The sequence below is a fragment of the Thalassoroseus pseudoceratinae genome (assembly GCF_011634775.1).
Lineage (GTDB): Bacteria > Planctomycetota > Planctomycetia > Planctomycetales > Planctomycetaceae > Thalassoroseus > Thalassoroseus pseudoceratinae.
In genome coordinates, this window is record NZ_JAALXT010000003.1 from 255,372 (window position 1) to 269,638 (window position 14,267).

Genomic DNA, 14,267 nt, shown 5'->3' on the forward strand with positions numbered 1-14,267 from the left:
TTCATGAATCGCGACTTTCTCGCGTTCCATTAGTCCGTCACAGCATCGGCAGCATCTTCCGCGTTGTCTTCGGCAACGTCCGGTGTACTTGGTGGGGGCGGATCGACATCGTGCACTGATTTCAGCAGTCGAAACAATTCGCTGTCAGTCGTCAGGATCAACCGGCTTTGGCCGTTGAGTGCCTTCTTGTAGACTTCGAGAGTTTTCTCAAAGTTGTAGAGGTCGCCGGTTTCTTCAATTGCGTTGGCGTACTTGGTAATCAGTTCCGCATCGACCTTCCCGCGAGTTTTCTGGGCCTCGCGTTCACCTTCCCCAAGGATTTTCTCTACCTCGGCGTTGGTGGCGTTGAGAATCTCCTGTTTGCGTTGAACCCCGGCGTTGTAGTAACCGGCTGCAATGGATTCCATGAATGCCTTCAGACGCTCGAAGGCCATTTCGCGGACAGTCGGTACGAAGCCGATGTTGGAGATGCCCACATCGACCAACTCGATTCCGCGGTTGATCTCGCCTTCCTCCTCACCCTGCAATCGACGACTGACGTTGTCTTTGATCTTCTGAACGATCTGCTCGCGACCGATAGTAACACGCTCGTCTGCTCCTGGTTGAGCCGGGTTTGTAATCGCCGCTTCGTTGCCGTCGGCTTCATCGACATTCAGAAGCTGAGAGTCCGGTAGTTCAAACCGCAGAGAATACGTTAGTTCGCGATCCGTGCTCCGGACTACTTCGGACAGTTGATGCCGAGTAATCTCATCGCGAATCGTTGCCCGAACACGGTCGCGAACGGCAAGCTCCCCTTGTTCGACAGTTCGCAAGACTTCGACAAACGGCTTCGGATCAGTGATTTTCCAAAGAGCCCAAGCCGTCACTTCGATTTTCTTACCGTCAGCAGTCGGAAGATCAACGATGTCGTCAGCACTTTGCCAAAACTGTAACGTGCTAGGTAACCGTCGAACTTCCTGCGTGAATGGCATTTTCCAGTACAAGCCCGGTTCGGTGATGCTGCGAACGTGTTTCCCGAACTGCAAAATCACAGCCAATTCACGCTCATTGACCACAAAGGCCGAGGACATCACAAGAATCAACGCAACAAACGCCGCGATGCCACCGGTGACGAGAACTTTGGGACTCCTCATCGGACACCTCCTTCACGTAGTGGCAACAGCGGAACGACCTGCTTGAGATCGCTATCCAAGATGATCTTTTCGTTGACGTCTTCCAGAACTTCCTCCATCGCATCGAGGTACATGCGTTTTCGCGTCACATTGGGAGCTTGACTATAAGCGGCGTATTTGGCTCGGAGGGCTTCGATTTCCCCCTCGACTTCCGATCGCCGACGAGACGCATAACCCTCGGCTTCCCGCATCTTCTTATCACGCTCGGCTTGAGCAGCCGGGATGAGTTTGTTGCGCTCTTGGTTGGCTTCCTTCTCCAGTTTGTCTTGCTCCTGAATGGCGGAGTTGACGGCGTCGAATGCCGGACGAACCTTCGCGGGAGGCCGAACCCGCTGCATTTGCAAATCGGTAATGGCCACGCCGCATTCATATCGATTGAGAATCTTTTGCGTGGCTTCGCGTGCCGCAACACGGATTTCTGAACGCTTTTCCGTCAGGACTTCGTCGATGGAATAGTCGCCGACCAAACGATTCATCACTGTTCGAGACGCCATCGTAACGACTCTCTCAAGATAGGCATCTTCGTCCATGCCAGGAGGCGGAGCGAAACGGAACAGAACTTTTTCCGGGTCTTTGATCTTCCATTGCACCGTCCACTCAACTGACGCCGCGTTGAGATCGCCGGTGAGCATCAAGGTTTCTTCTTCAGACATATTCGCCATGCGTTCCGAAGTCCCTCCGATGGGAAGGCGAATCCGTCGTTCCTCGGTGACATTGACTTTCAGAACCTCGTCGATGAACGGCAAGGCGGTATGAAAGCCGGGATCTTTCGTCGAATGATACGTACCGAACCGCAACACAACGGCTTTTTCATTTTCTTGTACGGTGTAAAAACACTGCGAGCCGAAAAACGCCAGGCATAGCACAACGAACACGATCAGTGTCGGCCCGGCAAGCCGGCGGGCATGTTCCTGCCAATCGTCTTGATATTCCATGAAGTCTCCTCATGAGGTTCAAACGTGTGATCACTTTCTGGGAGAACGGATTCCGTCCTCGTTTGGATCATTCCAATTTCTCGAATGTAGCACGTCGACTGAATCGAAAGGTCCTCAAATCGGTAGGACTTCAGAGTTCGCTCCGTTAGGATGCAAGCGAAGTCGAGCAACGTGACGAAACCATTGGTCAAAATCTAATTCTTGCGGTGAGGATTCGACGTGATTTTAAGCGGGCTGGAGATTCGAAAACGGTTGGGAACCGACATTCAGATTGATCCGTTCCGCGAGGAGCAACTCAATCCGAATAGCTACAACTTGCGATTGCACAACGAACTGATGGTCTATGACGAAGAGGTTCTCGATATGAAGCGGCCGAATCGGCATCGTCGTTTGACCATTCCCGAAGATGGCTACGTGATGCAACCCCATGTCTTGCATTTGGGCAGGACGATCGAACGCACCGAAACCCATAACTTCGTGCCCATGCTCGAGGGGCGTTCATCAATCGGCCGACTGGGGCTGTTCGTGCACGTGACCGCGGGGTTTGGCGACGTCGGTTTCTGCGGGTATTGGACACTCGAAATGTTTGCGGTTCAACCAATTCGCATCTATCCGAACGTCCCGATTTGCCAGATCTTCTATCACACGATCGAGGGCGAATTCACGGAATATCGAAGCGGCAAGTACCAAGACAATCGTGACATCCAACCGAGCCTTTTATTCCACGAGTGGGATGAAAGCAATCAAGACCAAACTCCCAACGAGAGCGACTAGCCACAACGCAAAAACCTCGCCATCAGCCAAAGCCGATGACGAGGTTTCGTTTCGCGATTTTTATACTTCAATCCACATCATGGTCGGGTCGGGATGAAGTCGTGATTCTTCCGAGTCGGAACTACTTCGAGCAGGACTCACAAGCAGGTTCTGCGGACTCGCAAGATTCACAGGCAGGTTCTTCGCTGACGCAAGAGTTGCAAGGCGAGCAGGAGCTAGCCGGAACCGAGCAGGACACGGTCTTAGGAACCATGTGACAGACTTTGACCTGAACTTCTTTTTCGACTTGAACCGGAACGCTCACATAGTAGGTTTCGGTTTTTTCTTCTTGGACGGTTTCGTACGAGGTGACGTTGACAGTTTTGGTCTTGGTCACTGGCTTGGTCACGCAGTACTTAACAGTCTTGGTCTTCGGAGTTTTGACGTAGCTGCAAACTTTGACGGTTTTGGTCTTGGTCACAGGAACAGTCTTGCAGACCGTGTACGTGTAAGGCTCTTCCGTCCAGACGTTCTTGCAAACTTTGACGGTTTTGGTCTTGGTCACAGGAACCATTTTGCAGACGGTGTAGCTGTAAGGCTCTTCCGTCCAAACGTTCTTGCAGACTTTGACGGTTTTGGTCTTGGTCACAGGAACTTGTTTGCAGACCGTGTAGGTGTAAGGCTCTTCCACCCAGACGTTCTCGGTGTAAGAAACTTTCTTGGTCTTGGTCACAGGAACTTGTTTGCAGACCGTGTAGGTGTAAGGCTCTTCGGTCCAAACGTTTTTGTGTTCCGTAACAGTTTTGGTACGGGTTTCCATGCGAGATTTCGACACCGTGTAGGTGTAAGGAACTTCTTCGCAAACTCGTTCGTAAGTGGTCACAGGAACCATTTTACGTTCGACGGTCGGAACCCAAACTTTGCAGGTCGTGGTCGCGGTGCAGCCGCTGTTGCATCCAGAATTGCATCCGCTGTTGCAGCTAGGAGCAACTGGTTTGCAGACGGTTTCGTAGTGGCCACCTTGGACGCAAACTTCTTTCATCGTTTGCACGGGGACGCACTTCGAAACTTTTCGCGTACCGGTCATGGTTTCCGTGTAAGGAACACAGACTTGGTAGGAAACTTCTTTTTGCTCAGCGACGGTGTTGCAGACCTTCTTGGTGCCGGTCTTTTCTTCCTTCACCGTGTTGTAGACGGTGTAGGTCACGTCTTTTTGTTTGGTGACTGGCTTGCAGACCTTTTTGGTGCCAGTCTTTTCTTCCTTGACCGTTTCATAGACGGTGTAGGAAACTTCTTTGTCTTCCCAAACTGGCTTGCAAACTTTTTTGGTGCCGGTTTTTTCTTCCGTTACCTTTTCGTGAACGGTGTAGGAGACTTCTTTGTCTTCCCAGACCTGTTTGCAGACCTTTTTGGTGCCGGTCTTTTCTTCTTGAACCGTTTCGTGAACCGTGTACTCAACTTCTTTTTCGGTCCAAACTGGTTCGCTGACGTAGTAGGTCTCTTCCTTGGTTTTCCACTCTTTTTCGTGGACGGTGTACTGGACTTCTTTTTGAGTCGTCACAGGCACTTTTTTGCAGACCGTGTAGGTGCGAGTCCGTGCTTCTTTTTGGTACTCGGTGCAGGTGACTGTTCGGGTTTCGTAACCCCATTCTGGAACCATCACGGTTTTTTCGACCGTGCAGTAGGACGGGGCACAGCTGGCTGGCATACAGCTGGCAGCAGTTGAGCAGCTGGACGCACAAGCGTCATCGCCGCCACCGCAGTGACCAGCATATGCTGAAGCAACCATTGCGAAGGTTGCAACCATAGTAGAAAGACATTTTGTTAACATTCCGCTTTCGCTCCTCTTAGCAGTCGCTCTGAAGAATTGGAGGCTGGACAGACGCCCCCCCAATAAACGATGGTTGATTGATGTTGGAAACGGGCCGAAATCTTGGAAGCTTGTTCTCACCCCATGCACTCCTCCCAAATCTCAACTGACATAGATTGAATATCCACTTCGAATGAAGTGGTGGTCGCCGTCCCCACGGCAACCAGATCGCGAAACTTAGCTTGCATAGATGAGATAGGCATTCTAGACGGCCACTCTGTAATACGAAGCTTAGTGAGACTATACCGGCGAGGTGAATGGTCTGGCAAACGGTTTCCGTCCATTTTCTCAAGATTCCCCAATTTAACTGGACGGATTCCGCGGCTGTACATTCCGTCTGACGCAGTTTCTGGTCAGGGAAAGCTGATTCTCAACCGGGATGCGTGTTTTTCAGGGATCGATTCGAGTAGGATGCCGATTCTTCCGGGATCAGAACTCGACGGGCTTGCCCCCAGGGCGTCTTTGCGTTGGATCATGAGGCGATCGGCTATGCCGGCACGAAACATTCACCTGTCGCGATGGCTGTTATGGATCGCCCATCGTTTCAGCCAAAAGGTCTCTCATTGCTTTCGACGCTTGAGAAATGCGAAGAAGCCGGTGACGCCAGAGATCATCAGCTACCGGGGCTTCGGCAACATTGAGCAAATCCAAATCATGGGGCGGCTTGTCGAACACAAGTCCCATACGGAGTCAACCGCCGACGATTCCTGGTGGAAGAATATGCGGGCGATGTTTCGCCGATTCACTCGGGTTCAGATTCCCGAAGCAACCGTGGAAGTGGAGTTTGAAGGTTGCCAACGAACAGCCACTACCGATCAGGCTGGCTATTTCCGGTGTGCGTTGCCATCTTCCGCTACAGTGCCCACGGATCGTCTTTGGCACTCGGCCAACGTGCGTGTCGTAACGGATCCGGCTCACGCAGAGGGTGAGACCACGGAGCGATTTCTACCGGCCTCCGACACGCTTCCTGTCCTGATCCCGCGTAGTGATAGCCAGTTTGGGGTGATCAGCGATATCGACGACACGATCATGCACTCGCATGCCACCGACCTCATACGATTGGCCTGGCTGACGTTCACTCACAACGCCCGGACGAGGGTTCCGTTCGAAGGGGTCAGCGCGTTCTACCGGGCACTTCAGCGTGGCCATTGCGAAACACGACAGAATCCCGTTTTTTACGTTTCGAGTTCCGCATGGAACCTGTTTGACATGCTGGTCGAATTCATGGAAATTCACCAGATTCCCAAAGGGCCAATTCTGTTGCGAGATTTGGGCGGGAACAAGCAGAACTTCATTCGCTCTGGGCACGAGCACAAGCTCGAGAAAATCGAACGAATCTTCGCGAGCTGTCCCGACCTTCCGTTCATCCTTATCGGCGACTCTGGTCAACAAGATCCGTACCTCTATCGCACCGTGGTTCGTGATTTTCCCGGGCGAGTCTTGGCGATCTACATTCGAGACGTAGCCGACAAGAATCGAAGCAAGGTTCTGGAAATCCGAGATGAGTTGCGTGCGGCTGGTGTGGAAATGGAACTTGTTTCTGACACCGAAGCAGCGGCCATTCACGCGGCCGAACATGGATGGATTCCAGAGTCACGAATTTCGGATGTGCGCCAGGACATCGCCCGTGATCAAGATCGCCAGGAATAAAAAAACACCCTGGATGAACCCATCCAGGGTGTGCGTTCAGAGCATCATCTTTCAACCAGTTCGTTGGCCTCGTTACTTCGCTGAAGCGACTTCCGATTGCGGTGCGACCTTCTTGATCAGCTCGTCAATCTTCTTTTGCAGAGCTTGAACGGTGGTCTCTGCTTGGTCCGCAGCGGTCTTTGCCGTCGCCGCTTTGGTTTGAGCGGCTTGGGCTTTTTCGGTCATCGCCTTCGCCACTTTTTCCATTTCAGGAAGATTCGCCATTAGGGTCTTGAGCTCAGTCTCGACAGCAGCGAGTTGGGCTTGGGCTTTCTTCAAGGCATCTGTCGCCTGGGCAGCCTGTTTCGTCGCTGCTGCGAGCCCTTGTTTCTTAGCCTCATGAACAGCGTTGGCTTTCGCCAACAAATCCTTCAAGCCGGCATCTTCTGGGGCTTTCTTCAGCGACTCCGTGGCCGCTGAAACCGTTGTTTGAGTCGATTTGACCAGTTCCGTCATTTGATCGACTGCACCCTTGGTTTTCGCAACTGCTGCCGTAGAGTCGCCAACGGCCTTCTTCGCTGCCGCCACTTTCGATTCCGATGCTGCAATCGCTTTCTGGATCTCTGCGACTTTCTGCTGTGCCGTTGCCAGTTCCGTTTGAACTTGTTTCAGCTCAGTCGCTGCTTGATCGCTGACGGCCATCGCCTCGGCCGCCTTGTCCTTCGCTTCACTGAGTTTGACTTGCTCATCGCGGAATTGGATTTCCGTCTGCCATCGCGTCACTTCACTGTTGGCGTCAGCAAGCGCCTTCGCCGCAGCATTTGCGGCATTTCGTGCCTCTTGAGCTTTCTTGCTCAGCGGCTGAACTTGCTTTGTCAATTGCTCCACACTCTGCTTGGCTTTCGCGAGGGCGGCTGTTGCTTCCTGGATCGTCTTTGTTGCGGCTGCTTCATCTGCAGTCGCTTTTTGCATAGCAGCCGTCTTCTCGGTTACCACTTTTTTCGCGGCAGCCATTGCTGCATTCTTTTTGTCCAACTGGGCCTTAACTGATCCGAGGACGGTGGCGAGTTCCTTGTCTTCCGGCGCCTTCTTCGCCGCTTCCTGAGCCTTTGCAAAAGACTCACTCAGTGGACCGGCGACGGCTTGAAGATCGGTCGCGGATTTGTTGGCAGCATCAATCTGCTGCTTCATTGTTGCGACGGCTGCCTTGAGATCTTTGGCCGTCTTAGTCGAGGCATCGATCTTGGCTTGACTGTCGGTGGCGGTCTTCTGAGCTGCTGCCAGAGCGGCTTTGACTTTGGCGAGTTCCGCTTCCGCAGCTTTCGCCGTTGCTTCCAACTTCTCGGCTTCTGTTTTCTGACTTCCCAGGGCAGATTGAGCCGCCTGGAGTCGTTGTTCGAGCGTCGGAGGGTTTGCCGTCAGCTCGCCAACTTCTTTTCCGTCCTCGGCGGTCCAAACCTTGATTTGTCCAGTCCAGTCGCCGGCGATGACGCGTTTTGCATCATCACTGTAGGTCACAGACAACGCAATATCACTGAACGCGGGGAACGCACGCAACTGCTTCCCATTCTGGTCCCAAAGTTTCGCAACTTTGTCACGACCTGCACTCACAATCTTTCCATCACGGCAGAACTCAACGGACTGCACACCTCCGCCATGAGCCGTCCACGTTTTGGTGTTTTTGCCGTCCATCACCTCCCAAAGGCGAATCTGACCATCTTCGCTTCCACTTGCGACGATGTTCGAGTCCGGTCGCCAAGAAATGCCGGTGATACAACCCTTGTGGCCGGTTAAGCTCAGGTATTCGCGTCCGGTCATTGCTTCCCAAGCGAAGACACCGCCATTACGGTCACCGGTTGCGAGCAAGACACCATCGGGGCTGAAAGCGAGTGATGTGACCCAGTCGGTGTGTTTCTTGAGTTCGTACTTGAGTTCACCGTCCTGAGTCGAATAGACGCGAACGACTCGTTGAGGACCACCCAGCGCCACCATCGACTGGTCAGCACTGATGTCGGCGGCAAGCACCGAATCCAACTCATCGCCAACTTCGATGACTCGTTCACCGGTGCGAACATTCCACACCACGACTTTCCCGCTATAGGAACCTTTTCCACCACCGGCGAGCAGCAAACCACCGTTGCGGCTGAATTTGAGAACTTTCGGCTCGCCTTCTGGGAATGCAAGGACACCGACAAGTCCCAAGCTGTTCGCATCGTAGAGAACAACTTGCTTCGGACCACCCACGGCGACCAATGTTGACCACGGGTTGGTCGCCAACGCCGTCACGGCTGTCGTGTTCTTGGTGTGGACGATCGGGTCAAGCACAAGCTTTTTCGGCATCGGTGGCGGACCATCAGGTTTACCGATGGACACACTCATCAACGCTACTTCGGCTTTTTTCTTGCGAGCGATCGGCTTGCTGCCACTGTTCTCCAACGCGCCGCCGTCGATCCACTTGCGAAGAGTGTCAATCTTGGCTGCGGCAATCTTCTCCTGATTCGGAGGCATCGTTGGTTCGGAATCGTGATTCACCAGCATGAACAAATAGCTGCTCGACGAATCGCCGGGTTCCACCGCTGTGCCTGAACTCCCACCCTGCATCATGCTGATGTAACTGGTGAGGTCGAGACCAGCGACCTTTCGGTCGGTGTTGTGACAGTTGAAACAATGCTGCCGAAAAATCGGCTTTACGTGATCATCGAAGGTGACTTTTTCGTCCTTCTTATCATCAGCGGCGAAGACGTTCGGCGCGATGAGAAGAACGATCAAGGAACACAATGTAAAACGCATCAAACCCTCTCCCCGTGTTTTCAATTCTCGAGGTGATCCATCGAGACGTTGTTGGCCGTATTTCCGCATCTTGTCGGATCAGTGGTTAAACAAGAACTCCCGTGAATTCAGCAAGGCCCAGAAGACATCCTCTAGGATTTGCTGAGTGTTCTTGGGGTCTTCCGCAACGAGCTGAGCGATCGCAGCACGCTCCTTCTCGTTGGGTTCACGACACAATGTGCGAATATACAACTCTTTCAACACATCTTGCGGTGATTTTCCATCGCCAAGGAGCGTTGCAACGAGTTTGCCTTGCTGAATTTTACTATTAACCGTGTCACCGTTCAGCATGTGCAGAGCCTGAGACAAGTTCGGTGAGATCGAAACCTCGCAGGAGCAAACGGTCTCCCGTTTCGCCCGGCCGAACGTGGTGAGGAAGTACGTGCTTGTGTTTCCGTTAGCAATTTGCACTGCACGGGCTCCGAGCGGAAGTCCTTGGAACTTGTTCTTGGTATTGGTGATCTGTGAGATCGAGTCTAGCATGACTTCACTTCGTAGCCGCCGTAACATCGCGTGCGAGAAATTCGTCGTGTCGGTGGCGTTCGTAGCATTGGTGGCCGTCGAGAGTTGATACGTGCGTGACGTGCAGATGTCGCGAACAAGTTTCTTGAAGTCGTAGTTGTACTCCGTAAACTTCTGCCCCAATTCGTCGAGCAATTCTTGATTGACGGCCGGGTTAGAGATTCGCACGTCGTCAACCTGATCGATGATTCCACGACCAAAGAAGTGAGCCCAAACAATGTTCCCCAAGTTCTTGGCGAAGTATGGATTCTCCGGCGACGCCAACCATTTTGCGAGCACCTCGCGACGGTCTTTGCCTTTGACGTCCGGCACGGCACCACCAAGAAACTTGGGAGCCATATTTTTGTTGGTGACCGGGTTCTTCACCTCACCACTTCCACGGTTGTAGACGATCGTCTCCCGAGGATCTTCGCCTCGCTTACGACCGATTTGTGAGAAGAAGGCGGCGAAACTGAAATAGTCATCCATCGTCCAGCGATCGAACGGATGGTTATGACATTGGGCACACTGAATTCGCATCCCCATGAACACTTGAGCCACGTTTTCCGCGGTCTTTAACGTGTCACGTTCGGCTTGATAGTAGTTGGTTGCAGCGTTCGCGAAGGTTCCGCCGTTGGCGCCGAGAAGCTCCTGAACCATTTGGTCCATCGGCATTTCGTTCTGCACACGTTCTTTCAACCAGTTGTAGTACCGCAACATCGACTTGTAATCGACGCGATTCTGAACAGTTCGGACCTGCAAAAGTTCAGCCCACTTCATCACCCAGAGTTCGACGAATTCTTTGCGATTGAGCAACTCGTCGACCAACTGTTCCCGGCGATCGGGAGCTGGGTTATTCAGGAATGCGTGGTATTCTTCCGTGGTCGGTGGCACACCGATAATGTCCAGGTAGGCACGCCGCAGGAACTCTTCGTCGGTGCAAAGTTCCGATGGGTTAATTCGCAGCTTCCGCAACTTTTGGTTGATCAATTGATCGATGTAGTTGTTTTCTGGCGGGTTCGACCACGTGAACTCCAGGCCTTTGGGAAGTGTGATGAAGTGAGACCCGACAGTATGCGTCTCGAATCGTGCCATGATGAACGACTCACCACGGGCGTGTGCCGTGACGACACCTTTTTGCGAGACTTCTGCGGAGTTGTCGTTGTTCGAGCTGAAATACGCCAGATGGGTAACGTCACGGTCGGTGCCGTCACTGTATTTTGCTCGCACCGTCAGTTTCTGTGTGGTTCCTTCGCCGTCCAAAACACCGGAGGGGGGATTCAACTCGACGGAAACAACTTTGGGAATCTCACCTTGATCGAGCGGAACACCGGCCCGGAGCCAACGCAAGAAGGTCTCGTTAAGTTCGCTATCCGCATCGAAGCGTTTACCACCGGTATGCGGAACCATGCCGATCGACTTTGTCACGAGAAGACTTTCTTCCGGCAAAGCCAAGTTGATCCGGCGACCGGCGTATTCACGGGTTAGTCGGAAGTGGTCTCCGACGGGATCGAAGCCGAACAGTGAGAGTCGGAAACCATCTTTCCCACGGGCCGCACCATGGCAAGAGCCCATGTTACAGCCAGCTTTCATGAAGACGGGCATTACGTCTAGATGGAAACTAATCGGACGCTCGACCGTCGCATTCTTGACATTGACGGGGATTTCCACTTTGGCTCCGGCATATTCGACAGCCAAGGTTGTCGAACCATCTTTAACCGGCCACAGGGTTTGATCTTCCCACCGGGTGAACGTGGCATCGGCCAAGGTAAACTTGGCTTCAGCCGTCACATCTTTAGTCAGGCCATCCGCGTATTCGGCCTGGATAACAAGCGACTGGCGGTCACGCTGACTCGTCAAGTGCACGTCCTGTGGAAACACGTGCAGTTTCGCGAGCTTGCTTTCAGCAACTGCGGACGAGACCGTCCCCAGCAGAGCCACGGAGGCAACAGTAAAGTGGAGGATTCCACGCATGGTATTCTGACCCTCAATCTTGCGTAAGTCCATTGGTGACGCAGGGTGATTTCAATTTCGTCAACGGGGCTCACAACAGGCCACGCTGAGGTTCACTGTTCGAGATACTATTGACCGGCCTCAACCCGTTTCTGTGCGTCCAACCGAAGCTGTTCAAGCCGGCTCAGCCGTTTCGGTGGAGCTTCTTTCTTGGGCTCGGGCTTCTTAGCGACTTCTTTCTTCGGTGCTGGTTTGGGCTTGTCTTTCGGAGGCGGAAGCGGTTTATCGATCCGCAACTCCGTCTGACCGACATGCCGATGCAAGACCGTCTCGCCTTGTTGTGGCACTGTTACCTGAGCAAACACGCTCTTGTGCCGTCCGGCGGGGCTTGCAGGATCGGTCGTGACTTTGAAGACCAACTCTTCGGTGTCCTTCGTGAACGTCAAATCTTCTGTGGCAACTTTATTCGGCAGACCGAGCAACTTTGCTGTGGCACTGCCTTCGAATGGTTGCAAATGTTCGATCTTGGCAACGATCTCGGTTGGTTTGCCCTGCTCGGTTGCGGTTCGCTGCAAAGCGAATTTCACGAACGGCTGGGCAACTTCTAATTCCGCAAGTTGAGATGACACCCAAGATGCGCCTTGGTTTTCACCTTGGCCAATCACATACACGGGCCACTTCCCGACAGCAGCGTTTCCATTCGCATTCAGTGGGTAAATCAACTCATTCTTGCCCTTGGGCATCTTCATTCGGCTATTCGTGCCGACACCTGGCGGACGGAAGGGGAACTCAAGCGTAATGTCTTCGTCCCAGCCTTCTTTTTTATGGGCGATCACCTTGAGATTCATGGTCCCATTTTGGACCAATGGCGTTTTGGGTTGCACGATTTCCAAATGGAACGGCACTTCGTCGACAACCGCCACAGCGAGACGATCGACATCGCGGGTCCAATAGCGTGATTGGCCGGGGTTGCCAATGATCAAGTCGGCGGTGTTCGAGAACCGTCCTGTGATGCCTTGCTTCGGGTCGGCGTGATGGACTTGGAAGTCCACCAAACCACCTTCAACCGGTGCATCAGCAGTTGCTTCAAAGACAACCGGCCAAGAGTTCATACTCGAAGGCACATTGCGAGTATGCATTTTGATCCCTGCTGGTAGATCTTTGGGATCAAACGACAATTCGCCGCCGAAATTGCGACGTGCGAAAGAAAAGCGAGTCGCGAAACGATTTCCACGCGGAACGAAGATCGTTTGTCGAGACTGCGAGTAGCGAGCCACCTGCGGGATGGTCACTTTGACGGTCTTCTCGATATTCTGGAATTCCACACGGTAAACGAAGTTCGGTCCACCACGCAGAAGATGGTCGTAGACTCGAACGGCATACTCACCGTCGGCTGGAACACTGAATCGGAAATAGCTATCCGGTCCACGCGAATCGTCGTTACCGGTGATGGTTTTCAGGCTCTTGCCATCGTTGACGATCTGGAACACGTGCATAACAGGATCGAGCGGCGAACGAATACGGCGAGCGTAGCACTCCACTTCGAACGTCTGACCCTTCTTCGCCGAGAATCGGAAGTAGTCGTAATCGCCACTCTCTTGGATGATCCCGTTGAACGCCAACGGTAGTTCGCCAGTCGTGGCCGTCTGGAAGTCGTTATTTGGTTCGACTTCAAGGACGTTACCGTGCTCGCTCAGACGGAATGGGTTTTCGGATGGCGCGACTTGGTTATCCTGTTGTGGCAATAAACCGAAATCGTCCTGCAACTCCGCGGGGAGCGTGAGTTGCTGTTGGAAGTCCCCGGAAGGATCGCCTAAGAACGTGACATTAGTTTGCTCACCCAATTTTCCACCAGCGGGATAAACCGCGAGTGGTCGTGGGAAATGGCCAATGTGTGCACGATAACGGCAGTCATTCCGTCCGCCGTAGGCACTTTCACGGATTTCGATGATGTATTGACCGTCTTCTGGGGCGATCGCCGATGCCGCAGCATCCTGGTATAGCAGCGGTGTGTCGTCGGCGGTGGCCAATTCGAACCGCTTGGAGTCCAGAATAGCGACATAGGGATCAAAAAAGCGGGTCCCAAGACGCATGGCCTCGATTTCGACGGAGATACGCTGCCCTTTCTTCGCTTGGATCGCGAAGTAGTCAACGTCTTCGTTCGTGACGATCCCGGCGACAGTAACACCGGCCTCGATGGCCTGCGGTGTATCGAAGTCGCTATTGGGTTCCTTCTCATCGACTTGGGGGAACGGACCGACAAAGAAGGTGCGATATTCAGAGATCCCGCTCTTCGTACGGACTTGGGCAACGTGTTCACCCATCCGGCAATCGGGGGCGACGTTGACCGTCACGTCGATGGCATTCGCGTTGACCGGTTTGATTTCCTTAACGGTCAAGCCAGGCCGGTAGAAGAAGATCTCTGCAGCGTCCTCCAACCGCCGACCGCTGAATCGCAGGACGGTTTCGCTGCCTCGTTGCACACCACGCGGGGTGATGATGGAGAGGCTGGGGGATGCAGCTGAAAGCAGAGCGGGAACAAATAACGTCAGCAGGGAAGCGATCGCGAATCGTCGCATCACCGTCCTCCATTGGCAGGAGCGGGGAGAGAAATCGGCAGGGGTC

General features: G+C 53.3%; 8 protein-coding genes. 2 read left to right on the forward strand and 6 right to left on the reverse strand.

Features of this window, described 5'->3' with window-relative positions; genetic code table 11:
* Nucleotides 1-29: 29 nt before the first annotated feature.
* Nucleotides 30-1,133, reverse strand: a complete 1,104-nt coding sequence (gene hflC / locus G6R38_RS11165; protein WP_166824641.1) for a protease modulator HflC — start codon at nt 1,131-1,133, stop codon at nt 30-32.
* Complete coding sequence (gene hflK / locus G6R38_RS11170) at nt 1,130-2,107, reverse strand: FtsH protease activity modulator HflK (protein ID WP_166824644.1); 978 nt, start codon at nt 2,105-2,107, stop codon at nt 1,130-1,132. Before hflK ends, hflC begins: the two co-directional genes overlap by 4 nt.
* Nucleotides 2,108-2,326: 219 nt before the next feature.
* Here hflK and dcd point away from each other — a divergent pair, with 219 nt between their 5' ends.
* Entirely contained in the window at nt 2,327-2,881 is a 555-nt protein-coding gene (gene dcd, locus G6R38_RS11175; protein WP_166824647.1) for a dCTP deaminase, read from the forward strand.
* A 121-nt stretch (nt 2,882-3,002) separates the two neighbouring features.
* Here the strand turns inward: dcd and G6R38_RS11180 are convergent, their stop codons facing one another.
* Nucleotides 3,003-4,520 carry a hypothetical protein gene (locus G6R38_RS11180; RefSeq protein ID WP_166824650.1) on the reverse strand — a complete coding sequence of 506 codons (1,518 nt, stop codon included), beginning with the start codon at nt 4,518-4,520 and terminating at the stop codon, nt 3,003-3,005.
* A 699-nt stretch (nt 4,521-5,219) separates the two neighbouring features.
* Here G6R38_RS11180 and G6R38_RS11185 point away from each other — a divergent pair.
* Nucleotides 5,220-6,380 (forward strand): App1 family protein, encoded by a 1,161-nt coding sequence (locus G6R38_RS11185; protein ID WP_166824653.1) that lies wholly within the window; start codon nt 5,220-5,222, stop codon nt 6,378-6,380.
* A 72-nt stretch (nt 6,381-6,452) separates the two neighbouring features.
* Here the strand turns inward: G6R38_RS11185 and G6R38_RS11190 are convergent, their stop codons facing one another.
* From G6R38_RS11190 to G6R38_RS11200, 3 genes are all read right to left on the reverse strand, one after another.
* Nucleotides 6,453-9,149 (reverse strand): c-type cytochrome domain-containing protein, encoded by a 2,697-nt coding sequence (locus G6R38_RS11190; RefSeq protein ID WP_166824656.1) that lies wholly within the window; start codon nt 9,147-9,149, stop codon nt 6,453-6,455.
* Between the two features lie 78 nt (nt 9,150-9,227).
* Nucleotides 9,228-11,663 carry a DUF1549 domain-containing protein gene (locus tag G6R38_RS11195; RefSeq protein ID WP_166824659.1) on the reverse strand — a complete coding sequence of 812 codons (2,436 nt, stop codon included), beginning with the start codon at nt 11,661-11,663 and terminating at the stop codon, nt 9,228-9,230.
* A 107-nt stretch (nt 11,664-11,770) separates the two neighbouring features.
* Complete coding sequence (locus G6R38_RS11200; protein ID WP_166824662.1) at nt 11,771-14,221, reverse strand: PPC domain-containing protein; 2,451 nt, start codon at nt 14,219-14,221, stop codon at nt 11,771-11,773.
* Between the last annotated feature and the right edge of the window lie 46 nt (nt 14,222-14,267).

Bases quoted from the DNA above. Each gene is read 5' to 3' on its own strand.
- G6R38_RS11180 (WP_166824650.1), bottom strand. From the start codon at position 4,520: ATGGTTCCAGAATGGGGTTACGAAACCCGAACAGTCACCTGCACCGAG.
- G6R38_RS11200 (WP_166824662.1), bottom strand. From the start codon at position 14,221: ATGCGACGATTCGCGATCGCTTCCCTGCTGACGTTATTTGTTCCCGCT.
- G6R38_RS11185 (WP_166824653.1), top strand. From the start codon at position 5,220: ATGCCGGCACGAAACATTCACCTGTCGCGATGGCTGTTATGGATCGCC.
- hflK (WP_166824644.1), bottom strand. From the start codon at position 2,107: ATGGAATATCAAGACGATTGGCAGGAACATGCCCGCCGGCTTGCCGGG.
- hflC (WP_166824641.1), bottom strand. From the start codon at position 1,133: ATGAGGAGTCCCAAAGTTCTCGTCACCGGTGGCATCGCGGCGTTTGTT.
- G6R38_RS11190 (WP_166824656.1), bottom strand. From the start codon at position 9,149: ATGCGTTTTACATTGTGTTCCTTGATCGTTCTTCTCATCGCGCCGAAC.
- G6R38_RS11195 (WP_166824659.1), bottom strand. From the start codon at position 11,663: ATGCGTGGAATCCTCCACTTTACTGTTGCCTCCGTGGCTCTGCTGGGG.